The sequence below is a fragment of the Streptomyces griseiscabiei genome (genome assembly GCF_020010925.1).
Taxonomy (GTDB): domain Bacteria; phylum Actinomycetota; class Actinomycetes; order Streptomycetales; family Streptomycetaceae; genus Streptomyces; species Streptomyces griseiscabiei.
Window position 1 is genome coordinate 2,616,775 of the sequence record NZ_JAGJBZ010000002.1, and the last position, 23,855, is coordinate 2,640,629.

The window sequence follows — 23,855 nt, forward strand, 5'->3', positions numbered from 1 at the left end:
TCCACGGGGTTCTGTGGAGTCTCCTGTTGATCCATAGTTACGGGCGTGTTTCGGAAGTCTCCTTCCGAATAGCGGAAGAAAGCTCGGAGGAAGCCCGTGTCGCTGTCCGTCCCGTCATCGTCACCGTCCCTGCCACGCCGCGCCGCCCGTCTGCTGCGCACCTCACTGTTCCTTCAGGTCGGCCTCGCCCTGGCGCTCGGGCTTCTCGTGGGACGGCTCTGGCCCGATGTGGGCACGGCCGTCCAACCGCTGGGCGACGGCTTCGTGAGGCTCATCAAGGCGGTGATCGCGCCGCTGGTGTTCTGTGTCGTCGTCACCGGCATCGCCAAGGCCGGGAATCTGCGGGCGTTCGGGCGGATCGGCCTCAAGGCCCTGATCTGGTTCGAGGTGGCGACCACGTTCGCCCTGCTCATCGGCCTGGTCGCGGGCAACCTCTTCGCCCCGGGCGCCGGGATGAACGTCGACCCGGCCAAGCTCGACGCCGGAGCGGTCGACGACCGGACGGGCGGCGGTTCGCTGCCGTCGACCAGTGAGTTCCTGCTGCACGCGCTGCCCGAGAGCGCGGTGGGCGCCTTCGCCGAGAACTCGCTGCTCCAGGTCCTGGTCCTGGCCTGTCTGGTGGGCGCCGCGCTGCTGCATCTCGGCCACACCAAGGTGCCCAAGATCCTGCCCGCCGTCGAGCAGGCGCAGGAGGTCGTCTTCGCGATCGTCGGCTTCATCATGAAGCTCGCCCCGCTCGCCGTCTTCGGGGCCACCGCCCACCTCGTCGGGCAGTACGGGCTGGGCGTGATGTCGACGTACGGCAAGCTCATCGCCGTCTGCTACGGCGTGGCCGCGCTGTTCCTGCTGCTGCTCGCGGTCGTGCTCAAGGCGGTCACCGGGCTGAGCCTGTGGCAGTTCGTCCGCTACACCCGTGAGGAGATGCTGCTCGCGCTGGGCACCGCCTCCAGCGAGACCGTCATGCCCCGCATGATGCAGAAGCTGCGCCACGCCGGGTGCCGGGACGACGCCGTGGGGCTCGTGGTGCCCACGGGGTACTCCTTCAACCTCGACGGCGCGTCCATCTACCTCTCCATCGCCACGCTCTTCATCGCCCAGGCCGTCGGCGTCGACCTCACGCTCGGCCAGCAGGTCACCGTCGTCCTGATGCTGATGCTCACCAGCAAGGGCATGGCGGGCGTCCCCGGTTCGGCCTTCCTCGCCCTCTCCGCGACCGCCTCCGCGCTCGGGGTCATCCCCGCCGGCGCGGTCGCCCTCCTCCTCGGCGTCGACCGCATCATGGACTCCATGCGCGTCGCCACCAACCTCCTCGGCAACTGCGTCGCCGCCTTCGGCGTCTCCCGCTGGGAGGGCGCCCTCGACACGGCCCGCGCGAAGAAGGTACTGGGCGGAGAGATGCCCTTCGTGGAGGAGTCGGACGACGAGCCCCACGGCGAACCGAGCGGCACCGCGGCCGCACCTGAGCCCCTGCCCGCCGCCGGACCGGAGGCCCCGCTCAAGTCCGGCCTCGCGGCCCCGCGCGAGGCCCTCGTCGGCCCCCGCGAACCCGCCGAGGCCCAGGCCGAGCCGAGCAAGAACCGCCCGCTGGAGACACCTTGAGCGGGAGTTCGCCCGGACCTGGCGAAGTCGTGGGGTCGTGGTCCGCCCGGCGCGGGCGACTTGAGCCACGATTCCCTTCAGGCGTGGCCTCCCCACCGCCCCCGTCCCCAGTCGGCCTCGCCCCCGGCCGGCCTCACCCAACCCCGCCCTCACCCCCGTCCGCCCCGCCCCCTCGGGCGAGTGGCCCCAGGAAGCGGATGTGCGGCCGGTCGGTGGGGCCGGGGCGGGTGATCGTGGCCCGTACGCCGTAGACGTCGGCGATCAGGGACTCGGTGAGGATGTCGTGGGGGGCGCCGACGGCCACGACGCGGCCCTGTTTCAGGATCACCAGCCGGTCGCAGTACATCGCGGCGAGGTTCAGATCGTGCAGGGCGACGACGCTGGTGAGGCGGAGGTCGCCGACCAGGGTCAGCAGGGCCAGCTGGTGCTGGATGTCGAGGTGGTTGGTGGGCTCGTCCAGGAGCAGCTCGTGCGGCTCCTGGGCCAGGGCGCGGGCGATCTGGACCCGCTGGCGCTCCCCGCCGGACAGGGTGTGCCAGGACCGGTGGGCCTTGTCGGTCAGACCGGTGCGGGCCAGCGCCGTACGGACGGCCTCCTCGTCGTCGGCGGCGACGGGCGCCCAGGCCCGGCGATGCGGGACACGGCCCAGCCGTACGACGTCCAGGACGGTCAACTCGACCTGGGTGTCGGACTGTTGGGCCACCACGGCGATCCGCCGGGCGACCGCGCGGCGGCCCACCCGGTCGAGCGGCTCGCCGTCGAGGGTGACGACGCCCGAGGCCGGCGCGATGACCCCGGCGAGCAGACGCAGCAGCGTGGACTTGCCCGAGCCGTTGGGGCCGAGCAGTCCGGTGACGGTCCCGGGACGCGGCGCCAGGCTGACCCCGTCCAGGATCAACGTGCCGTCGGCGCTGCGGGAGACCCGCTCGGCGCGCAGCCCGGCCGTCCCTGTCGCATCCATCGCATGCATCGCATCCATCGAGTCCGTGGCTTCCACGGCGTCCGTGGTGGCGGCCCGGTCGTTCATCGGCTGCTCCTGGTCCGGTACATGATGGCGACGAAGGCGGGGACGCCGATGAGGGACGTCACCACACCCACCGGGACCTCCTGCGGATCAAGGACGGTACGGGCGAGGGTGTCGACCCACACCAGGAACACCGCCCCGGCCAGGGCGGTGGCCGGCAGCAGCCGTCCGTGCCCGGACCCGGTGAGCGCGCGGGCGGCGTGCGGCAGGACCAGCCCGACGAAGCCGATCGCCCCGGCCGAGGCGACCAGGGCCGCCGTCAGCAGCGCGGTGACGCACAGCAGGACCAGCCGGGTGCGGGCCACGGAGACACCGAGCGAGGCCGCCGCGTCCTGCCCGAACGCGAACGCGTCCAGCGCGTGGCTGTGCCCCAGACAGACCAGCAGCACCACGACCAGCACGGCCAGACACACCGTCACATCCGTCCAGTCCGCCCCGCTGAGCGAGCCGAGCAGCCAGAACAGCACCGCGCGGGTCGTCTCGGCGTCGGCGGCGGTCATCACCATGAAGGAGGTGAGCGCGGAGAACAGCTGCATGGCCGCGACACCGACGAGCACCACGCGGTCCGTGCTGCCGCCCAGCGTCTGGCTGAGCAGCAGCACCAGCCCGAAGGAGACCACCGCGCCCAGGAACGCGCCCCCGGACACCGACAGCGCACCGCCGCCCACGCCGAGCACCACGACCACGACGGCGCCGGTCGACGCCCCGGAGGAGACGCCCAGCACGAAGGGATCGGCCAGCGGATTGCGCAGCAGGGACTGCATGACCGCGCCGCACACCGCCAGTCCGGCCCCGCACACGGCGGCCAGCAGCGTGCGCGGCAGCCGCAGATTCCACACGATGCCGTCCCGGATGGGCGTCAACTCCGTGTGCCCCCAGCCGAGATGGGCGACCACCGTGGACCAGACGTCGACCACGCCGATGTCCGCGGGCCCGATGGTGATCGCCACGGCCACGGAGACCGCGAGCGCCACGAGCCCGGCCGTCCACGCCACCGACCGCCGCAGCACCCGTACGACGAGCGGCGCCGGACCGGCGGTTCCCCCCTTCCCCGCCGTCCCCTTCCCCGCCGTCCCCGTCCGTACGTGGGCCTTTGCACCGGTCATCCCGCGAGGCCGAACTCGCGGAGCGCCGCCGCCACCTTCTCCACGCCCTCGACGGTCCGCACGGTCGGGTTCATCGCCTGCCCGGACAGCAGCACGTACCGCTTCTTCTTCACCGCCGTCATGTTCCTGGTGACGGGATCGGACTCCAGGAACTCGATCTTCTTCGCTGCCGTCTCCGCCGTCTGCTCCTCGCGGACCAGGTCGCCGATGACGAGGACGTCGGGGTCGCGGTCGGCGACGGCCTCCCAGTTGACCTGGGGCCACTCCTCCTCGGTGTCGTCGAAGACGTTCTTCGCGCCCAGTTCGCGGGTGATGACCCCGGGGGCCCCGCAGCAGCCCGCGAGGTACGGGGACTGGGCGTTGGCGAACCAGTACAGGACGGTGACGCCCTCGGCGTCGAGGCCCGCGGTCGCCTTCTCCACCCGGGACTTCAGCTCCGCCACCAGCTTCTCGCCGCGCTTCTCGACCCCGAAGATCCGCGCCAGATCGCGCACTTCGCCGTAGACCGCGTCCATGGTCAGCGGCTCGGTGCGGACGCCGTCGCCGTCACCGCTGTTGTCCTTGCCGACGCAGTCGGAGGGGGAGAGATAGGTGGGGACGCCGAGCTTCTCGAACTCCGCGCGGGTCGCCACCCCGCCCTTGCCGAGGGTGGACGCGAACGAGGAGACGACGAGGTCGGGTTCGGCGTCCAGGACCTTCTCGAACGAGGGCGCGTTGTCGGCGAGCCGCGGCACCTTCGCGTTCGCCTTCTCCAGGGCCTTCGGCAGCGGGTCGGTCCAGGTGGCGGTGCCCGCCATGCGGTCGGCGAGGCCGAGGGAGAGCAGGATCTCGGTGGTGCCCTGGTTGAGGGAGACGGCACGCTCGGGCGGGCTGTCCACCCGCACCCGCTCACCGCAGTTGTCGAGGGTGACCGGATGACCGGTGGACTCGCCCGGGGCCGCTCCCTCGGCGGCGGACGTGCCGGACCCGGCGGACCCGGAGCCCCCGCAGCCGGTCAGCAGCAGCGAACCGGCGGCCAGGAGGAGGACGGCATGACGGACAGGACGTGCGATCGGCACGGGACTTCCTTCGGCGTCGAGGGCTCATGCGCGAAGCCCGGTCGTACGGAGCTGTCCCGGGCACCCCTCGGCGCCGGGGACCGCCAGCAGGTCTTCGGACTCGGGTTCACCCGGACGAGACGCCTTCCCGGACCGCGATCGTGACCGCCGTCCAGTGGCCGTTGCCCCGCCCGTCACCCTCACCGCTGCGCGTCAGCTCCGGATTCACACCGGATTCCCTGACCCGTACGCGTCGATGCGCGCACATGGGTTCGACTGGCGTCGGCAAGCTATCACAGGCCCCCGGCCCACCCGTTGACCTGCCCGCCTGCCCGCCTGCCCGCCTGCCCGCCTGCCCGCCCCTCCGCCCTCGCCGTGCCGTGCCGTGCCGTGTTCAGTCGACGACCGCGGTGGCCTCGATCTCGACCAGATGCTCGGGGATGTCCAGCGCCGCGACGCCGAGGAGGGTGGCGGGCGGGGTGGCGGTGACCCCGAGCTTCCCGGCCGCCCGGGAGATGCCCTCCATGAGGGCGGGCATCTTGTCGGGCGTCCAGTCGACGACATGGATGTTGATCTTCGCCACGTCGTCGAAGGAGGCCCCGGCTCCGGCCAGCGCGGTGCCGACGTTCAGATAGCACCGCTCGACCTGGGCGGCCAGGTCGCCGACGCCGACGGTGACCTGGTCGGCGTCCCAGGAGACCTGTCCCGCGACGAACACCAGCTTCGTGCCCGTCGCGACGGACACCTGCCGGTACGCGTCGATCTTCGGCAGTCCGTCGGGGTTCACCAGGGTGATGGCCATGTCGTACGTCTCCTCGTCATGAGCGCCCGAAGGGCAACACGTGGGGTTCACGTGCTCTCTCGTGGTTACCGGGTAACCGTAGGAGAGTGGCCGCTGACGTGGAAGAACGCACTTTTCGGTGCCTGGGTTACCTCGTGGTGACCCTGCAGTTCAGGCGGTCGTGCGGTCGTGCGGTCGTGCGGTCGTGCGGTCGTGCGGTCGGGCGAGTCAGGCGGCGGGTTTCCACCCGGGGATCGTCGGCAGGACCTTCTCGGCGACGCGGAACAGGGCCTCGTCGTCGGGTGTCATGGAGTCCTGGCGGTAGATGACGAGTTCGAAGGTGCTGCCACTGTCCTTCGGGTCCGTCGCGACCAGCAGCCGACGGGCGACACCACCGGGGCCGGACGCGGCGTCGGCGCCGTCGAACCCGAAGGAGATGGCGATGGTCTGGCCCGAGTACAGGGCCGCCGTGTGCCCGAGCACCTTCCTGGTCTCGGCGCCGGAGCCCAGATAGCCGACCGACTCGGCGACCGGGAGGTCGTCGTACGACGCCGAGAGCTCGACGGTGTACGTGTCCAGCCTGACGGTCGCTTCGGGGGTGACGGTCTTCGTGCCGTCGGCCCAGGTGGACTCGTTGTCACTGCCCGAGGCGGTGACCGCCTTCTCGGTCGGGGTGCCGAGGAGCCCCGGCAGGTCGGAACGGTTCAGCGCGGTGCACAACCGGGCACCGGAGACCTCGCCCCGCGGCGCCGGCGAGGCGTCGTCCGAGGCCGAGCAGGTCGCCGGTCCCGAGGACTCCTGCGTCCCACCGAGCAGGTCCCCCAGCAGCCACATGCCCCCCAGGATCACCCCGACGGTCGCCACCGCCGAGAACACCTGGGCCCCGGTGCTCATCTCCTTCCCGGACCTGGGCACGGGCCCGGACGCGGGCGCCCCGCCGACGACCGCTCCCGACCCTGCCCCCGCCTCCGGTTCCGCCGTCGAACCCGTTCCGGAACCGCTGAAGTCGTCGACCATGCCCCCGTGCCCCCACGTTGATGTGCACACGCCCCCCGTGCGCCGGGGGAGCCTAGCCGGTGATCGTCGCGAGGCGAAACGGAATTCCGGCCGCCGCGAGCCCGGCACGGGAGAGGTCGACTATCCTGCCGTGGCCCGCGCGAAAGGACGGAACGCCATGACCGAGCACGGCTCTCTGGGCGTCGCCGTCGTCGGCACCGGCCGGATGGGCGCCGACCACGCCCGCCGGATCGCGCGGGTGATCAGCGGTGCCCATGTGGCAGCCGTCGTCGACCCGGACACCGACCGGGCCGGTACCGTCGCCGCCGGCATCGGGGGCTGCGCGGCCTACGGCGACCTCGCCGAGGCGCTGGCCGCCCCCGGCGTCGACGCCGTCCTCGTCGCCTCCCCGGGCCCCGCCCACGAGGCCGCCCTGCTCACCGCCTTCGCCCACGACCTGCCCGTCCTGTGCGAGAAGCCCCTCACCCCGGACACGGCTTCCGCGCTGCGGCTGCTGGAGGCGGAGCAGCGCCTCGGCCACCGCCGGGTCCAGGTGGGTTTCATGCGCCGCTACGACCGCGAGTACGTCAAGCTCAAGTCCCTGCTGGACAGCGGCGAGCTGGGCCGGCCGCTGCTGCTGCACCACCGGCACCGCAATGCCGGGGCCCCGCCCGGCTTCACCGACGCGATGGCGCTCAACGACTCCGTCGCGCACGAGATGGACGTCACCCGCTGGCTGCTCGGCCAGGAGATCACCGCCGTCACCGTGCTGCGGCCCCGGCCGAGCGCGTACGCCCCCGAGGGCCTGAGCGACCCCCAGTTCGTGGTGTTCGAGACCGACGGCGGAGCCGTCGTCGACGTCGAGATCTTCCTCAGCGCCCGCTACGGCTACCAGGTGCAGGCCGAGGCCGTCTGCGAGAACGGCACGGCCCGCGTCGGCGACGGGCACGACATGCTCGTCACCACGGCGGGCCGCTGGGGCGGCACGGTCACCCCGGGCTACCTCGAACGCTTCGAGGACGCCTACGACCGTCAGGTGCAGGCCTGGGTCGACGCCACCCGGCGCGGCGAGGTCACCGGACCCGGCACCTGGGACGGGTACGCCGTCGCCGCGATCTCCGAGGCGGGTGTCCGCGCCCAGACCGAGGGCGTCCGTGTCGAGGTGGAACTCGTCGAACGCCCGGCTCTCCACCGCTGACATCCCTCGCCCCGAGACATGTGATGTTTCATCTCGGGCGGACTGCTCGATTACCCGTCAAAACGGTCAACTATCCAGCATCACCAGGCACATTCATCCCTGCGCAACCGTTGACAGTGGTGGGCCGCATGCCTGACGTTCGTGCGTATGTCGCAACCGATCAGCAGGCGCACGTTACTGGCCGGCGCCACGGCCGTCGCGGCGGCCACCCACGCCACCCATGCCACCCACGCGTTCGCGGCCGGGCGCGCCCCGGTCGCAGCGCGGGCCTACACACCCACCTGGGACTCCGTGAACCGACACCCCGCCGCTCCCGAGTGGTTCAGGGACGCCAAGTTCGGCGTCTACTTCCACTGGGGCGTCTTCAGCGTCCCCGCGTACGACAGCGAGTGGTACCCGCGGAACATGTACGCGCCGGGCCACAAGGCGAACAGACACCACATCGCCACGTACGGCGATCCGGCGACCGAGTGGCCGTATCACCGCTTCATCGACGGCGCCGAGGATCTCGCGGGCGACCACGTGGAGTTCGCGCCGAGACTCAAGTCGGCGGGCGGGAACTTCGACCCCGAGGAATGGGCCCAGCTGTTCGTCGACGCGGGCGCCCGGTTCGCCGGGCCGGTCGCCGAGCACCACGACGGCTACTCGATGTGGGACAGCCGGGTCAACGAGTGGAACTCCGTGGCCAAGGGGCCGCACCTGGACCTGCTGAAGCTCTTCACCGACGCCATCCGCGCCCGGAAGCTGAAGCTCCTGGTCGCCATGCACCACGCGTACAACTACACGGGCTACTTCGAGCACGCGCCCGCCCAGTCCGACCCGAGCCTGAAGAAGCTGTACGGGCAGTTGACGCCGGAGGCGGAGAACCAGCTCTGGTACGACAAGCTCAAGGAGGTCGTCGACCGGTCCCGGCCCGACATCCTCTGGCAGGACTGGCGGCTCGACCACGTCGACGAGGCCCAGCGGCTGAACTTCCTGTCGTACTACTTCAACCAGGCCGAGAAGTGGGGCAAGGAGGTCGTCGCCACCTACAAGGACGGCCTCAACAGCCATGGCGCCGTCTTCGACTACGAGCGCGGCGGCCCCGCCGACCTCACCGCGCCCTACTGGCTGACCGACGACAGCATCTCCGACTCCAGCTGGTGCTACACCGAGGGCATCGGCTACTACTCGCTCGCGCAGATGCTGCACTCGTTCGTCGACCGCGTCAGCAAGAACGGCACCGTGCTCCTCAACATCGCGCCCACCGCCGACGGGACGATCCCGCAGGGGCAGCGCGCGATCCTGCTCGGCATCGGCGACTATCTGAAGCGCTTCGGCGAGTCGGTCTACGGCACCCGCGCCTGGACCGCGTACGGCGAGGGCCCCACGAAGATGGGCGGCGGCTCCTTCACCCGCCCCACCGCGGGCACCCCGCAGGACATCCGCTTCACCCGGAACAAGGCGGGCACCGTCCTGTACGCGACCGTCCTCGGCTGGCCCGGCGGTTCGCTGACGGTCAGGACGCTCGGCTCGGACCGGATCGACCTGGACTCCCTGTCCTCGGTGCGGCTCCTCGACGCCACCGCCGGTACGTACATCGACCTCGACGATCCGGTCCAGGACGCGACGGGCCTGAAGGTGACCCTTCCGCCGACGGCCCCGTTCGAGGCCCCCGCGTACGTCCTCAAGTTCCGTTTCTCCGGCCGGATCCCCGTCCTGCGCCCCCTCACGGGCGCCTTGGTCTTCGAGGACGCCCGCTACACCGGCGACAGCGCCGTACTCGCCCTCGGCGACTACCCGGCGGAACGGCTGACGCTCTCCGGCATGCAGCCGCGCACCCTCTCGTCCCTGAGACTCGCCCCGGGATACGAACTGGTCGGACACTCCGGCGACGACCTCACCGGCACGGCGTGGACGTTCACCGCGGACACCGCCCGGGTCCGGCACCGGATCGCCTCGCTGCGGGTCGGGTTCGACCCCGCCGCGTCCTTCCGGATCACCAATGTCACCAACGGGCTCGCCCTGGCCGGCGGGGGAGACGCCCCCTCCGGCGCCGACCTCGCGCAGCGGACCTGGGACGGCTCCGCCGGCCAACAGTGGCACGCCGTGCACATCGGCGACGGCCACTACCGGCTGGAGAACCGGGCGGGCGGTCTGGTCGCCGACGGCCGGGGCGCCACCGGCGACGGCGCCACCGTCCGGCAGGCGGTGTGGAACGGCGGGACGAACCAGCAGTGGCTGATCACCCACCGGGGCGACGGCCGCTACTCCCTCGCCAACCGCACCACGGGCCTCGTCCTCGACGGCGGCGGCAACGTCTCCTCCGGTTCCGCCGCCAAGCAGTGGACCTGGGGCACCAGCACCAACCTGCTGTGGACCTTCACCGAGGTCTGAGCCCCGGCGCCCGCCGCCCGCTCACGCCTCCCCGGTCAGATCCAGCAGCACCTTGGAGGCGACCGTCCGGTCCTGAGCGGTGTCGAACGCGGCGACGGACCGCTCCAGCGGGAAGGTGTGCGTGACCACCGGGTCGACCGGGAGGCCCTGGGCCAGCAGGGACAGGGCCTCGTCGAACTCGGCGTCGAAGCGGAAGGAGCCCCGCAGCTCCAGCTCACGGGTGACCGCCACATTGCCGAGCAGCCCGATCTCCCCGGGCGGCAGCAGCCCGAGCATCACGACGATCCCGCCCCGCCGGGCCCGTTCCACACAGCTGCGCAGCCCGGCGGGCGCCCCGGACGCCTCCACGGCGATGTCGAAGACCCCGGCCCAGTTCGGGTCGTCGGGCCGGTCCGCCCGCGCCACGGCGGTGGCGCCCACCTCGGCCGCGATCCGCAGCGGCTCCTCGTGCAGATCGCTGACGACGACCTCGGCGGCGCCCGCGTGCCGCAGCGCGGCCACGACCAGACAACCGATGGGGCCGGCCCCGGTGACCAGGACCCGCTTGCCGCGCACCTCGCCCGCCCGGCGTACGGCGTGCAGGGCCACCGACAGCGGCTCGGCGAGCACGGCCCGGCGCAGGTCCAGCCCGGGCGGCAGCGCCCGGACCTGGCCGGCGGGCACGGTGATGTGCTGCGCGAACCCGCCCTGCACATGCGGGGTGTGGGCCGCGCTGCCCAGATAGCGGGTGTGCGCGCAGACGTTGCGGACACCGCGTACGCACTCGGGGCAGACCCCGCAGGGCGTGGCGGGATGGATCGCGACCGGCGCGCCCACCGCCGGGGTGTCCGGCCCCTCGACCCCGTCCCCGAGGGCGGCGACATGGCCGACCACCTCGTGGCCGAGCACCATGGGCTCGCTCACCGCGAAGTCGCCCACCCGGCCCCGGTGGTAGTAGTGCAGATCGCTGCCGCAGATCCCGCCGAGGGCGACGGCGACCGCGATCTCACCGGGCGCGGGACCGGCGTACGGCCGCTCCTCGACCCGGAGGTCACCGGCTCCGTGGACAACACAGGCGTGCATGGGGGCTCCTTGAGAGGTCGGCCGGGACCGGCCGGGGGGCTGCCGGGTCACAGGACAGACAGCATGCCGCCGTCGACGTACAGCAGCTGGCCGTTGACGAAGTCCGAGGCGGGGGAGGAGAGGAAGAGCAGGGCGCCGACGAGGTCCCGGACGTCGCCCCAGCGGCCGGCCGGGGTCCGCCCCCGCACCCAGGCGCTGAACTCCTCGTCCGCGACCAGCGCGGAGGTCAGCTCGGTGTCGAAGTAGCCGGGGCCGATGCCGTTGACCTGGATGCCGTGCGGCCCGAGGTCGGCGCACATGCCCTTGGTGAGCATCTTCAGGCCGCCCTTGGTCGCCGAGTAGGGCGCGATACCGGGGCGGACCGCCTCGCTCTGCAGCGAACAGATGTTGACGATCTTGCCCTGGCCCCGGGGGACCATCCGGCGGGCGACCTCGCGGCCCACGAGGAAGGCGCTGGTGAGGTTGGTGTCGAGCAGGCCGTACCAGTCCTCGTCGGTGAAGTCCAGGAACGGGGCCCGGCGTTGGGCACCGGTGTTGTTGACGAGGATGTCGATCGGTCCGGCCCGGTCCTCGATCCGGGCGACGGCGGCGGCCACGGCGGCGGAGTCGGTGACGTCGAAGGCCTCCGCGAGGACCGCCTCGCCGAAGGTCTCGGCCAGTTCCTCGCGGGTGGTCTCCAGGACGGCGGTGTCCCGGCCGTTGAGGACGACCGTGCAGCCGGCCTCCAGCAGCCCGGCGGCCAGGGCCCGGCCGATGCCGCGGCTCGAACCGGTGACCAGGGCGACCTTGCCGGTGACGTCGAAGAGGGGGTGGCTCATACGGGCCTCTCAGGGGTGGTTCGGGGTGGAGGGGGAGGCGGCGCCGCCCGGCAGCGGGGTCCGCGCGGGGCCGCCCGCGAGGACGTCGAGGATGTTGTCGACCGCGAGGTCCACCATGGCGGCCCGGGTGGCCACGGTGGCCGAGCCGACATGGGGGAGGGCCACTACATTGGGCTCGCCGACCAGGGGCGACAACTCGGTGCCCATCGGCTCGCGTGCGAAGACGTCCAGGCCGGCGGAGTGGATGGTGCCGTTCCGCAGCGCCTTCAGCAGGGCGTCCTCGTCCACGACACCGCCGCGCGCGGTGTTGACCAGGGTGGCGGTCGGCTTCATGGCCGCCAGCTCGGCCGCGCCGATGAGGTGACGGGTCGCCGGGGTCAGCGGGACGTTGAGCGAGACCACGTCGGACTCGGCGAGCAGGGTGGGCAGGTCCACCGGCGTGGAGAGCGCGTCCTCGCGCGCGGACCGGCTGTGGTGCAGCACCCGCATGCCGAAGCCGTGGGCCCGGCGGGCCACCGCCCGCCCGATCTGGCCGTAGCCGACGACGCCGAGCGTGGCGCCGTACACGTCCAGGCCCAGATGGTCGCCCATGCGGGGCACGTCCCACTGCCCCGCGGTGAGCGAGTCGCCGGCGGCGCCCAGCAGCCGGCGGGCCATCAGGATCAGGGCGAACGTCAGATCGGCGGTGGTCTCGGCGAGGACGCCGGGGGTGTGGGTGACCACGACACCCCGCTCGGCGGCGGCCTCCCGGTCCACGGCGTCGAAGCCCATGCTGGCCAGCGCGACGACCTTCAGCGAGGGTCCGGCGGCGTCCAGCAGCGCGGCGTCCACCCGGTCGTTGCCCAGACAGAGGATGCCGCTCGCCCCGGGGGCGAGGGCGCGCAGCTCGGCCGGTTCGGGTTTCCCGGTGCCGTCCCAGCGCACCGCCTCCACCCGGCCGGTCAGCCGGTCCAGGCCGCCGCCGGGGAGGGCGGGCCGGGTGATGAGCACTCGCTGCGCCATACACGCTCCCTAATTTTCCCATTGAATGGAAAGATTGTCTGCTCAATGGAAAACATCGTCGGCGTGCCGGGCCTCCGCTGTCAACCACCGGGAGACGTGCCGCGCGCGCCGCCGACCGGCACCGCTGAGTGGGAGGCCTTTCCGGCCAGTGGTAATTCCAGTGGTAACTTGCCGCTGTGACTGGGAGCGAAGTACCGGCGGACGTGGTCGGACGGGCGATCCGGCTGCTCGTTCTGGTGGGCGAGCGCCCGCTCGGCATCACCCTGTCCGAACTGGCCCGCGCCAGCGGTGTGCCCGTCAGCACGGCCCACCGGCTGGTCAACTCCCTGTGCCGCGAGGGCCTGGTGGAGTTCGAGTCCGACGGCAAGCGCTACAAACCGGGCCTCAGGCTCTTCCAGCTCGGCCAGCAGGCGGGCCAGGTGTACGGATTCGCCGGCACCGCCCTGCCCGTGATGCAGCGCGTCACCCGGCAGACCGAGGAAGCCACCCTGATGTCCGTCCTCGACGGCACCCGGCATCTGTATGTGCACTACGTGGACGGTCCGCTCCCGGTCGGCGTCCGCAGCGACCCCGGACGGCACGGCCCGCTGCACTGCACCTCGATGGGCAAGGTCCTGATGGCCTTCGCCCCCGACGACGTACGCGCCGACCTCCTGGACCGCGTCGAGCTGACCCCGCACGGCCCCAACAGCGTCACCGACCGCGACATCCTGCGCGCCCAGGTCGCCCGCGCCGCCGAACTGGGGTACGCCACCGCCGACGAGGAGCACCACGCCGGGCTGCGCGCCGTCGCCGTCCCGATCCTGCGGCCCGACGGCACCGTCTTCGCCGCCCTGTCCACCGCCGCGCCCGCCTTCCGCCGCAGCCTGGACGACCTCGTCGCCATGGTCCCGCTGCTGCGGTCGGCGGCCGACGAACTGGGCGTGAGGCTCCCGGCCCGTTGACCCCGATGCCCTCCTGCGGTGAACTGCCCCGCGACGGCGGCGACTTCACGGCTGGGAGGGCTCGGCGGACATGGAAAACCCGGACGGCAGGCACAACGGCAGGCACAACGGAAGGCCCACAGGACAGCTCGACGGGAAGACCGCGCTGGTCACCGGGGCAGGTACCGGCATCGGCCGGGAGACGGCGCTGATGCTCGCCGAGGCGGGCGCGACCGTGGTCCTCGTGGGACGCCGGCGGCATGTCCTCGACGAGGTCGCCGCCGTCGTCGAGGGCGCCGGGGGCACGGCGCTCACCCACCCCGCCCATGTCGAGAACGCCGACGACGTACGGGAGTTGGTCGACCGGACCCGGGAGACCGCCGGGCCCGTCGACATCCTGGTCAACAACGCGGGCGGCGCGAGCAAGGCCGTCGACGTCCGCTGGACCGGCGAGGAGGAGTGGAACGCCGTCCTGGGCGTCAACCTCACCGCCGTCTATCTGCTCACCCGGGCCGTCCTCCCGGACATGCTGGCGCGCGGCGGCGGCTCGATCGTCACGATCTCCTCACTGGCCGCGTTACGGCCCACCCTCCTCGGCGGCGCGCCCTACGGCGCGGCCAAGGCGGGCGTACGGAACTTCATGACCTATCTGCACAACACCTTCCGCAACGACCTGATCCGCGCCACCTGCATCCTCCCCGGCGAGGTCAACACCCCGGTCCTGGACGGCCGCGCCGTCCCGCCGGGCGAGGAGCAGCGGGCGGCCATGGTGCAGCCGCAGGACGTGGCACGGGCCGTACTGCTGTGCGCCACGCTGCCGCCGCGCACGGTCGTCGAGGAGCTGGTCATCGCCCCCACCCGGCTGCGGGACACCTCCGCCGACGTCGAGGCGAGCCGCTGGATCGGCGCCCCGGAGGAGGTCCGCCCGGCGGGCTGAGCGGCCGGGCACACGGAAACGTCCGGGCACACGGAAAACGTCCGGGCCGGCCCACGAAGGGCCGACCCGGACGCTCTGTGCGGGTGGTGCGGATCAGACCAGGTCGAACCGGTCCAGGTCGGAGACCTTGGCCCAGGCCGCGACGAAGTCCTTCACGAACTTCTCCTTGGCGTCGTCGCTCGCGTAGACCTCGGCGAGGGCGCGCAGCTCGGAGTTGGAGCCGAAGACCAGGTCGGCACGGGTGCCGGTCCACTTCAGCTCGCCCGTGGCGGCGTCACGGCCCTCGAACGTGGTCTGGTCCGAGGAGGTCGACTTCCACTCCGTGCCCAGGTCGAGCAGGTTGACGAAGAAGTCGTTGGTGAGCTTGCCCGGGGTGTCGGTGAAGACGCCGTGCGCCGAGCCGCCCTGGTTGGCGCCGAGGACGCGCAGACCGCCGACGAGGACGGTCAGCTCGGGGGCGCTCAGGGTGAGCAGGTTGGCGCGGTCGAGCAGCAGGTACTCGGCGGGGAGGCGGTTGCCCTTGCCGAGGTAGTTGCGGAAGCCGTCCGAGGTCGGCTCCAGCGCGGCGAAGGACTCCGGGTCGGTGTGCTCCTCGGTCGCGTCGACACGGCCCGCGGTGAAGGGGACCTCCACGGCGAAGCCGGCGTCCTTGGCGGCCTTCTCCACCGCGGCGGCACCGCCGAGGACGATCAGGTCGGCCAGCGAGACCTGCTTGGCACCGGAGTTGAACTCCGACCGCACGCCCTCCAGGACCCGCAGGACCTGGGCGAGGTCGTCGGGGTTGTTGACCTCCCAGCCGCGCTGCGGCTCCAGGCGGATACGGGCGCCGTTGGCACCGCCGCGCTTGTCGCTGCCGCGGAAGGTGGACGCCGAGGCCCACGCGGTGGAGACGAGCTGCGAGACCGTGAGGCCCGAGTCGAGGAGCTTGGCCTTCAGGGCCGCCACGTCGGCGGCGTCGATGGTCTCGCCCTCGGCCTGCGGCAGCGGGTCCTGCCACAGCAGCGTCTCCGCCGGTACCTCGGCGCCGAGGTACAGGGACTTCGGGCCCAGGTCACGGTGGGTCAGCTTGTACCAGGCGCGGGCGAAGGCGTCCGCGAACTCGGCCGGGTTCTCGTGGAAGCGCTTCGAGATCGGACCGTAGATCGGGTCGAAGCGCAGCGAGAGGTCGGTGGTGAGCATGGTGGGGAGCTTCTTGGAGTCGCTGTGGGCGTCGGGGATGATCGCCGTCGCGTCCTTGGCCACCCACTGGTTGGCGCCGGCGGGGCTCTGGGTGAGCTCCCACTCGTAGCCGAAGAGGATGTCGAAGAAGTCGTTGCTCCACTGGGTGGGCTTGGTGGTCCAGGTGACCTCCAGGCCGGAGGTGATGGCGTCGCCGGCCTTGCCGGAGCCGTAGGTGGACTTCCAGCCCAGGCCCTGCTGCTCGATCGAGGCGGCCTCGGGGTCGTCACCGACCGACTCGGCCGGGCCCGCGCCGTGGGTCTTGCCGAAGGTGTGGCCACCGGCGATGAGGGCGACGGTCTCCTCGTCGTTCATCGCCATACGGCGGAACGTCTCACGGATGTCGCGGGCCGCGGCCAGCGGGTCCGGGTTGCCGTTGGGGCCCTCGGGGTTGACGTAGATGAGGCCCATCTGGACGGCGCCGAGCGGGTTCTCCAGCTCGCGGTCGCCGGTGTAGCGCTGGTCGTCGAGCCAGGTGGTCTCGGGGCCCCAGTAGACGTCCTCGTCGGCCTCCCAGACGTCGGCACGGCCGCCGCCGAAGCCGAAGGTCTCGAAGCCCATGGTCTCCAGCGCGACGTTGCCGGTGAGGATCATGAGGTCGGCCCAGGAGATGGACTGGCCGTACTTCTTCTTCACGGGCCACAGCAGACGGCGGGCCTTGTCCAGGTTGCCGTTGTCCGGCCAGCTGTTCAGCGGCGCGAAGCGCTGCTGACCACGGCCGCCACCACCGCGGCCGTCGCTGATGCGGTACGTACCGGCGCTGTGCCAGGCCATACGGACCATCAGCGGGCCGTAGTTGCCGAAGTCGGCCGGCCACCATTCCTGCGAGTTGGTCAGTACCTCGGCGATGTCCTGTTTGACGGCCGCGAGGTCGAGGTTGCCGAACGCCTCGGCGTAGTCGAACTCCGCACCCAGGGGGTTCGCCACGGCGGGGTCCTTGGCGAGGATCTTCAGGTTGAGCCGCTCCGGCCACCACTGGCGGTTACCGCCGCCCTGGGTCGGGTGCGCGGCGCGCTCGTGAGCGACCGGGCAGCCTCCCGTCCCCTCGGGCTTCGCGTCGGTGACGATCGCGTCGTGGTTCTCGGTCATCGGGGGAGTCCTTCCGAAAAACGGGGGTGGATCACGGTGCTGAACTGCTGGCTACGGTGCTGGACTGCTGGCTGTGGAACATGCGGGGCACAGGCCCCAGTAGATGACCTCGGCCTCGTCGATCGCGAAGCCGCGGTCGTCGGAGGCGGTCAGACACGGGGCGTGCCCGACCGCGCAGTCGACGTCGACCACGACACCGCACGAGCGGCACACGAGGTGGTGGTGGTTGTCCCCGACACGGCCCTCGTACAGGGCGGGGCTGCCGGGTGGTTCGAGGCGGCGCACGAGCCCCGCGCCGGTGAGCGCGTTGAGTGCTTCGTACACGGCCTGGAGCGATATGTGGCCCACACGGTCGCGGACCCCGGTGGCGATCGCCTCGACGCCGAGATGGTCGCCGTCCCGGACGGTCTCCAGCAGCGCCACGCGCGCGGCCGTCACCCGCAGGCCGGCACCGCGCAGCTCCTCGGCGGTGTTCGGAGGCTGGGATGCGGTCATGGCGACCAACCTACCCCCCTAAACACGAATAGTTCAAGAAAGCGAGCGATCCAAGTTTGCGGTGGGCCGCCCAGGGCGATCAGATCAGCCCAAGGTGAGCAGCAGGATCGCGATCATGGCGCCTACCAGCCCGGTTGTCCGCCGGAAGTTCACCCGTTCGTGAACCTGTCCGCGGTGCTACGGCTTGCGCGCCACCCCGCCGAAGCAGTCCACCTCTCCCGGTTCGCCGGCGGCGTCGCCCCGCTCGGGCCGCCATCGGGTCACCGGGACGAGGCCCGGCGCGATGAACTCCCACCCGTCGAAGAACCGGGTGAGCTGCTCGGGCGAGCGGTTGACACGCGGGTTGTCGCTCGCCGCGTTCCATCGCTCGGCCGTCGCCCGCATCTCCTCCGGCCGGTACACCTCCGTGCTGTCGGCGAGCACGAGACGGCTGCCGGAGGACAGGGCGTCGAGCAGCCGGGTGACGGCGGTGTACGCGCTCTCGCCGGGCAGATGGGCGGTGACGCCGAGCAGCAGCAGGGCGACCGGACGGCCGAGGTCCAGGGTCTCGGCGGCACGGGCGAGGACGGTGTCCGGGTCGCGCAGATCGGCGGCGACGAAGGCGGTGGCCCCCTCGGGGGTGCTGGTGAGCAGGGCACTGGCGTGGGCGAGGACGGTCGGGTCGTGGTCGACGTAGACGACGCGCGCCTCCCGGGCCGAGCGCTGCGCGACCTCGTGGGTGTGGTCCGCGGTGGGCAGCCCGGGTCCGATGTCGAGGAACTGGCGCAAGCCGGCCTCCTCGGTGAGATGGACGACCGCGCGGCGCAGGAACCGCCGCTGGGCGCGGGCGATGCCGACGATCCGGGGGTTCACGGCACGGATCTCGTCACCGACCCGCCGGTCGGTCTCGTAGCAGTCCTTGCCGCCCAGCCAGTAGTTCCAGATCCGGGCCGAGTGCGGCACATCGCTGCCGATGACCGGACGGTCAAGTGGCATACCCGCTCCCCGTGTCGACTGCCGCCGCCCCCGGCCCGCCGGCTCCCGCTGTCCCGTGCCCGCCGGCTTCCGGAGCGGCCGTCCAACCTAGCGGGATCTCCCCGTGCGCGACCGGCGATCGGCCGTCGCCACGACGGCCCACCGTCGAGTTCCGGCCGACCGAACGGCGCCCGGCCCGCGGTGGGCCCGGCGGCCATGATCCGGGGCCCGCGTAACCTCTCCCTGTGCCCGCCTCCCCCCTGCATCGCGTCGCCGTCCTCGTGCTCGACGGGGCGAAGCCGCTCGACGTCGGGATTCCCGCGCAGGTGTTCACGACCCGCGCGAGCATGCCGTACGAGGTGCGGGTCTGCGGGGCGGCGCCCGGCCTCGTGACCGGCGGCGACGGTCTCGCGTACAACGTCGCCCACGGCCTGGACGCGCTCGCCTGGGCCGACATCGTCTTCGTCCCCGGCTACCGGTTCCCGGACCGCGACGACCCGCCGCCGGCCGTCGTCGAGGCGCTGGTCGCCGCCCACGACCGGGGCGCACGGCTCGCGGCCATCTCGACGGGCGCCTTCGCGCTCGCCGCCACCGGCCTGCTCGACGGCAGGCGCGCCACGACGCACTGGCACTACGCGCGGGCACTCGCCGCGAAGCACCCGCTCGTCCGGGTCGACGAGAACGTGCTCTTCGTCGACGAGGGCAGCGTGCTCACCTCGGCCGGCGCCGCCTCCGGCCTCGACCTGTGCCTGCACATCCTGCGCGGCGACCTCGGGGTGGCCGCCTCCAACCACGCCGCCCGGCGGCTGGTCGCCGCCCCCTACCGCAGCGGCGGCCAGGCCCAGTACGTGCCGCGCAGCGTCCCCGAGCCGCTCGGCGAGCGCTTCGCCGACACCCGGGAGTGGGCGCTGCACCGGCTCGGCGAGCCCCTCACCCTCGATCTGCTGGCGCGGCAGGCGGGCGTCTCGCCGCGCACCTTCTCCCGGCGCTTCGTCGAGGAGACGGGCTACACCCCGATGCAGTGGGTGATGCGCGCCCGCATCGACCTGGCCCGCGAGCTGCTCGAACGCTCCGAGCGCGGCGTCGAGCAGATCGCCGCCGACGTCGGCCTCGGCACGGGCGCCAATCTGCGCCTGCACTTCCAGCACATCCTCGGCACCACCCCGAGCGAGTACCGGCGCACCTTCACCAAGGGCGAGTGACCCACCTCGCACCGCTTGGCGGGATCCTTTTGAACCATGGCGATCCCGCCACTGTCGGCGGCTCCGGGCGCGGGCGAGCCTGGTGGGGAGAAGGGAAGGGACCTCACTCATGACTCGCATCGCCATCAACGGATTCGGCCGCATCGGACGCAATGTGCTCCGCGCCCTGCTGGAGCGCGACAGCGCCCTGGAGGTCGTCGCCGTCAACGACCTCACCGAGCCCGCCACGCTCGCCCGGCTGCTGGCCTACGACAGCACGGCCGGCCGGCTCGGACGCCCGGTGACCGTCGACGGGGACACCCTCGTCGTCGACGGCCGCCGGATCAGGGTGACGGCCGAGCGCGAACCGGCGAACCTGCCGTGGGCCGAACTCGGCGTCGACATCGTCCTGGAGGCCACCGGCCGCTTCACCTCGGCGAAGGCCGCCCGCGCCCACCTCGACGCGGGCGCCAAGAAGGTGCTCGTGAGCGCCCCCTCGGACGGCGCGGACGTCACGCTCGCGTTCGGTGTCAACTCCGACACCTACGACCCGGACGTGCACACGATCGTCTCGAACGCCTCCTGCACCACCAACGCGCTCGCGCCCCTGGCCAAGGTCCTCGACGACCTCGCCGGTATCGAGCACGGCTTCATGACGACGGTGCACGCCTACACCCAGGAGCAGAACCTCCAGGACGGCCCGCACCGCGACCCCCGGCGCGCCCGCGCCGCCGGCGTCAACATCGTGCCGACCACGACCGGCGCCGCCAAGGCGATCGGCCTGGTCCTGCCGAACCTCGACGGCAAGCTGTCGGGCGACTCGATCCGCGTCCCCGTGCCGGTCGGCTCGATCGTGGAGCTGAACACGACCGTCGCCCGCGACGTCACCCTTGACGACGTGCTGGCGGCGTACCGCACCGCGGCCGAGGGTCCGCTCGCCGGTGTCCTGGAGTACTCGGACGACCCGCTGGTGTCGGCCGACATCGTCGGCAACCCCGCCTCGTCGATCTTCGACTCCGCCCTCACCCGCGTCGACGGCCGCCACGTCAAGGTCGTCGCCTGGTACGACAACGAGTGGGGCTTCTCGAACCGCGTGATCGACACGCTGCAGCTGCTCGCCGGCTGACAGCGGACACGATCTAGGGGGTACCGGTCACCAGCACCACTTCCAGGGTGCGCGGGCCGTGTACCCCCTCCACCCGGTCCAGTTCGATGTCACTGGTGGCGGACGGGCCGGAGATCCACGTCAACGGGCGTGTCGGGTCGAGGAGTTCGAGGGCCTGGGGGACCGACGACACGACCTGGTCGGGGACGCGTACGACACAGATGTGATGGTCCGGCACGAGGGTGATCCGGCGGCGCCCCTGGTCGGGGGAGCCGTCGAGGACGAGGGTGCCGGTCTCGGCGATCGCGACGGCGCAGCCGGTGACCACGCTGTCCACCGCGTCCAGTTCGTGCGCGGTGCTCTCCGGGCGGTCCGCCACCCGCGTCACGTCCGTCGCCGCCAGCCACGCCTCGGGCAGCCCCGGCGGCACCAGTACCGTCTTCGAGCCGTGCTCGCCGAGCAGCCCGGCGACGACCCCGGCGAGTCCGTCCGCGTCCGTGCGGTGCACGAGCGCCCGGTAGTCCGCCAGGTTCTCCGCCAGCAGCTCCACCGTCTTGGCGACGCTCCGCCCGCCGTGCTCACGGAGATACCCCCGGGCAACGGCCTGCTCGTACGGTGTGTCGTCCCGTCGTACGTCGGCGAGGGCGCGCCGCACCCGGCCCAGGATCAGATCCCTGCTGCTCACTTCACGTCCTCCTTGCCGCCGTCGGTCCGCTGCCACCAGTCCCGGAACGGCTCGGCGGGCAGTGCGGGGATGTCCCGGCTGGCACTCCACGCCCTGCCGGGGCCCGGCAGCGTACGGGGGTGGAAGCGGCGGGTGCGGGACGCCAGCCGCTGCCCGGTGCGCAGCGCCCCGGGGTGGCTGAACGCCCAGCGCGCCGCCCGCATCGCCGCCCGCTCGGCGGCGTGTCCCTTCGCGGGCTTGAGGACGACCTTGTTGCCGTTCTCCGTCACCGGCCCGCCCTGCGCGATCCGCTCCCGCAGATGCACCAGCACCTCGGGGATGTCGATGGCGACCGGGCACACCTCGTAGCAGGCGCCGCACAGCGAGGAGGCGTACGGCAGGGAGGCGTCGATCTCGCTTGCTGTGCCCCGGAGTTGGGGGCTGAGGATCGCGCCGATCGGGCCCGGGTACACCGAGCCGTACGCGTGACCGCCCGCCCGCTCGTACACCGGGCAGACATTGAGACACGCCGAGCAGCGGATGCAGCGCAGGGCCTGCCGGCCGACCTCGTCGGCGAGGGTGTCGGTGCGGCCGTTGTCGATGAGGACCAGATGGAAGGTCCCCGGCCCGTCCTCGTCGGTCGTGCCGGTCCAGGTGGAGGTGTAGGGGTTCATCCGCTCGGCGGTGGAGGAGCGGGGGAGGGTCTGCAGGAACACCTCCAGGTCCTGCCAGGTCGGCACGATCTTCTCGATGCCGACCACCGAGATCAGGGTCTCGGGGAGGGTGAGGCACATCCGGCCGTTGCCCTCGGACTCCACGACCACCAGTGTGCCGGTCTCCGCGACCATGAAGTTGGCGCCGGAGACGCCCACCTTGGCCCGCAGGAACTTCTCCCGCAGATGCAGCCGCGCCGCCTCCGCCAGCTCGGCGGGCGTGTCGGTCAGGCCCTCGGGGGCCGGGCGGCCCCACTCGCTCATCTCCCGGGCGAAGATGTCCCGGATCTCGCCCCGGTTGCGGTGGATCGCCGGGACCAGGATGTGCGAGGGCCGGTCCTTGCCCAACTGCACGATGAGTTCGGCGAGATCGGTCTCGTAGGCGTGGATGCCCTCGGCCTCCAGCGCCTCGTTCAGCCCGATCTCCTGCGTGGCCATCGACTTGACCTTGACGACCTCGCTCTCCCCGGTCGCCTTGACGAGATAGGTGACGATCCGGTTGGCCTCGTCCGCGTCGGCGGCCCAGTGGACTGTGCCGCCCGCCGCCGTGACCGACTCCTCCAACTGCACGAGATAGCGGTCGAGATGACGGAGCGTATGGTCCTTGATCTGCTTCCCCGCCTCGCGCAGCGCGGCCCAGTCGGACACCTCCGCGACCGCGGTCGCGCGTTTGGCGCGGATGGTGTGGGTGGCGTGCCGCAGATTCCCGCGCAGGGTCGTGTTGTGCACGGCCTCGTGCGCGGCCTTCGGGAAGGCCGGCATGCCGACGAATGTCCCGCTCATACCAGCGGCTCCTCTTCCGTGCTCGCCAGGATCTCCGCGATGTGCACCGGCCGCAGGGCCGTCCGCAGCCGGGTCATCGTGCCCCCGAGGTGCATCAGACACGAGTTGTCGGCCGCGCACAGCACCTCGGCGCCCGTCGACTCGGCGTTGCGCACCTTGTCCGCGCCCATGGCCGCCGAGACATCGGAGTTCTTCACGGCGAACGTACCGCCGAAGCCGCAGCACTCGTCGGCCCCCGGCAGCTCCACCAACTCCAGCCCCTTCACGGCCTGCAGCAGCCTGCGGGGCCGTTCCCCGAGCCCCAGGCTCCGCAGCCCGTGGCAGGTCGGGTGATAGGTCACCTTGTGCGGGTAGTGGGCGCCGACATCCGTCACGCCCAGCACGTCCACCAGGAACTCGGTCAGCTCGTACGTCTTGGGCACGACCGGCGCCAGCGTCCGCGCCAGGGTGTCCCCGCGCCCCTCCGCCCGCGCCCGCTCGCCCATCCGCGGATACAGCTCCCGCACCATCGCCCCGCAGGAGCCGGACGGCGTCACGATCGCCTCGTACTCCCGGAATACATCGGAGAACTTCCGGGCCAGCGGCTCGGCCTCCCGTCGGTACCCGGTGTTGTAGTGCGCCTGCCCGCAGCAGGTCTGACCCATCGGGAAGTCGACCTCGACGCCCAGCCTGGTCAGCAGTTTCACCACGGCTCGGCCGGTGTCCGGATAGAGCGTGTCGTTGACACAGGTCAGGAACAGGGCGACACGCATCGCGGCTCCTTGTGGGTCGGTCATCGGATGAGTGCAGGGTAC

Annotated in this window: 21 protein-coding genes and 1 riboswitch; of the genes, 7 read left to right on the forward strand and 14 right to left on the reverse strand. The window is 72.0% G+C overall.

What is annotated here, in order from left to right:
* Positions 1-150 precede the first annotated feature (150 nt).
* Entirely contained in the window at positions 151-1,599 is a 1,449-nt protein-coding gene (locus J8M51_RS28690) for a cation:dicarboxylate symporter family transporter (protein ID WP_086764247.1), read from the forward strand.
* A gap of 133 nt (positions 1,600-1,732) precedes the next feature.
* On the opposite strand, the gene J8M51_RS28695 is transcribed toward J8M51_RS28690, so the two are convergent.
* The 5 genes from J8M51_RS28695 to J8M51_RS28715 form a co-directional block, all read right to left on the reverse strand.
* Positions 1,733-2,560 (reverse strand): ABC transporter ATP-binding protein, encoded by an 828-nt coding sequence (locus J8M51_RS28695; RefSeq protein ID WP_267299710.1) that lies wholly within the window; start codon positions 2,558-2,560, stop codon positions 1,733-1,735.
* Between the two features lie 62 nt (positions 2,561-2,622).
* Positions 2,623-3,729, reverse strand: a complete 1,107-nt coding sequence (locus tag J8M51_RS28700) for a FecCD family ABC transporter permease (protein WP_267299561.1) — start codon at positions 3,727-3,729, stop codon at positions 2,623-2,625.
* Positions 3,726-4,787 carry an ABC transporter substrate-binding protein gene (locus J8M51_RS28705; RefSeq protein WP_086765164.1) on the reverse strand — a complete coding sequence of 354 codons (1,062 nt, stop codon included), beginning with the start codon at positions 4,785-4,787 and terminating at the stop codon, positions 3,726-3,728. Before J8M51_RS28705 ends, J8M51_RS28700 begins: the two co-directional genes overlap by 4 nt.
* 68 nt (positions 4,788-4,855) lie before the next feature.
* Positions 4,856-5,062: riboswitch (cobalamin riboswitch) on the reverse strand.
* A gap of 98 nt (positions 5,063-5,160) precedes the next feature.
* Positions 5,161-5,568, reverse strand: a complete 408-nt coding sequence (locus J8M51_RS28710; RefSeq protein WP_086754356.1) for a RidA family protein — start codon at positions 5,566-5,568, stop codon at positions 5,161-5,163.
* 207 nt (positions 5,569-5,775) lie between these two features.
* Positions 5,776-6,441 (reverse strand): DUF6215 domain-containing protein, encoded by a 666-nt coding sequence (locus J8M51_RS28715; protein WP_086754366.1) that lies wholly within the window; start codon positions 6,439-6,441, stop codon positions 5,776-5,778.
* A gap of 280 nt (positions 6,442-6,721) precedes the next feature.
* Between J8M51_RS28715 and J8M51_RS28720 the strand changes: the two genes are divergently transcribed.
* Positions 6,722-7,741: a Gfo/Idh/MocA family protein gene (locus J8M51_RS28720; protein ID WP_086754358.1), complete on the forward strand. Its 1,020-nt coding sequence runs from the start codon at positions 6,722-6,724 to the stop codon at positions 7,739-7,741.
* Between the two features lie 147 nt (positions 7,742-7,888).
* A complete protein-coding gene (locus J8M51_RS28725; protein WP_086754360.1) occupies positions 7,889-10,117 on the forward strand; it encodes an alpha-L-fucosidase in 2,229 nt (742 codons plus the stop codon).
* 21 nt (positions 10,118-10,138) lie between these two features.
* Here J8M51_RS28725 and J8M51_RS28730 read toward each other — a convergent pair whose 3' ends face one another.
* The 3 genes from J8M51_RS28730 to J8M51_RS28740 are packed head-to-tail and all read right to left on the reverse strand — an operon-like array spanning position 10,139 to position 12,999.
* Positions 10,139-11,179: an L-idonate 5-dehydrogenase gene (locus J8M51_RS28730; RefSeq protein ID WP_086754362.1), complete on the reverse strand. Its 1,041-nt coding sequence runs from the start codon at positions 11,177-11,179 to the stop codon at positions 10,139-10,141.
* 47 nt (positions 11,180-11,226) lie between these two features.
* Positions 11,227-11,997: an SDR family oxidoreductase gene (locus tag J8M51_RS28735; protein ID WP_267299562.1), complete on the reverse strand. Its 771-nt coding sequence runs from the start codon at positions 11,995-11,997 to the stop codon at positions 11,227-11,229.
* 9 nt (positions 11,998-12,006) lie between these two features.
* Positions 12,007-12,999, reverse strand: coding sequence for a 2-hydroxyacid dehydrogenase (locus tag J8M51_RS28740; protein ID WP_216589402.1), 993 nt, complete (start codon positions 12,997-12,999; stop codon positions 12,007-12,009).
* A 176-nt stretch (positions 13,000-13,175) separates the two neighbouring features.
* On the opposite strand from J8M51_RS28740, the gene J8M51_RS28745 reads away from it, so the two are divergent.
* Together J8M51_RS28745 and J8M51_RS28750 are read left to right on the forward strand one after the other, a co-directional pair.
* On the forward strand, positions 13,176-13,943 hold the full coding sequence (locus J8M51_RS28745) for an IclR family transcriptional regulator (protein ID WP_216589403.1): 768 nt from the start codon (positions 13,176-13,178) through the stop codon (positions 13,941-13,943).
* 70 nt (positions 13,944-14,013) lie between these two features.
* Complete coding sequence (locus J8M51_RS28750) at positions 14,014-14,859, forward strand: SDR family oxidoreductase (RefSeq protein ID WP_107473795.1); 846 nt, start codon at positions 14,014-14,016, stop codon at positions 14,857-14,859.
* 93 nt (positions 14,860-14,952) lie between these two features.
* Here J8M51_RS28750 and katG read toward each other — a convergent pair whose 3' ends face one another.
* The 3 genes from katG to J8M51_RS28765 form a co-directional block, all read right to left on the reverse strand.
* On the reverse strand, positions 14,953-17,166 hold the full coding sequence (katG, locus tag J8M51_RS28755; RefSeq protein ID WP_267299563.1) for a catalase/peroxidase HPI: 2,214 nt from the start codon (positions 17,164-17,166) through the stop codon (positions 14,953-14,955).
* 51 nt (positions 17,167-17,217) lie between these two features.
* A complete protein-coding gene (locus tag J8M51_RS28760; RefSeq protein ID WP_086763153.1) occupies positions 17,218-17,661 on the reverse strand; it encodes a Fur family transcriptional regulator in 444 nt (147 codons plus the stop codon).
* Positions 17,662-17,838: 177 nt separating this feature from the next.
* On the reverse strand, positions 17,839-18,636 hold the full coding sequence (locus J8M51_RS28765) for an SAM-dependent methyltransferase (protein WP_086763151.1): 798 nt from the start codon (positions 18,634-18,636) through the stop codon (positions 17,839-17,841).
* Between the two features lie 224 nt (positions 18,637-18,860).
* Here J8M51_RS28765 and J8M51_RS28770 point away from each other — a divergent pair, with 224 nt between their 5' ends.
* On the forward strand, positions 18,861-19,817 hold the full coding sequence (locus J8M51_RS28770; protein ID WP_086763148.1) for a GlxA family transcriptional regulator: 957 nt from the start codon (positions 18,861-18,863) through the stop codon (positions 19,815-19,817).
* A gap of 109 nt (positions 19,818-19,926) precedes the next feature.
* The gene (gap, locus tag J8M51_RS28775) at positions 19,927-20,922 is read left to right on the forward strand and encodes a type I glyceraldehyde-3-phosphate dehydrogenase (protein ID WP_086763146.1); all 996 of its coding nucleotides are present in this window, start codon (positions 19,927-19,929) and stop codon (positions 20,920-20,922) included.
* A gap of 13 nt (positions 20,923-20,935) precedes the next feature.
* Here gap and J8M51_RS28780 read toward each other — a convergent pair whose 3' ends face one another.
* From J8M51_RS28780 to J8M51_RS28790, 3 genes are read right to left on the reverse strand one after another with little or no spacing between them, the layout of a single operon-like run.
* Positions 20,936-21,586 (reverse strand): LutC/YkgG family protein, encoded by a 651-nt coding sequence (locus tag J8M51_RS28780; protein WP_086763144.1) that lies wholly within the window; start codon positions 21,584-21,586, stop codon positions 20,936-20,938.
* The gene (locus J8M51_RS28785) at positions 21,583-23,061 is read right to left on the reverse strand and encodes a LutB/LldF family L-lactate oxidation iron-sulfur protein (protein WP_216589408.1); all 1,479 of its coding nucleotides are present in this window, start codon (positions 23,059-23,061) and stop codon (positions 21,583-21,585) included. Before J8M51_RS28785 ends, J8M51_RS28780 begins: the two co-directional genes overlap by 4 nt.
* The gene (locus J8M51_RS28790) at positions 23,058-23,813 is read right to left on the reverse strand and encodes a (Fe-S)-binding protein (RefSeq protein ID WP_086757025.1); all 756 of its coding nucleotides are present in this window, start codon (positions 23,811-23,813) and stop codon (positions 23,058-23,060) included. Before J8M51_RS28790 ends, J8M51_RS28785 begins: the two co-directional genes overlap by 4 nt.
* Between the last annotated feature and the right edge of the window lie 42 nt (positions 23,814-23,855).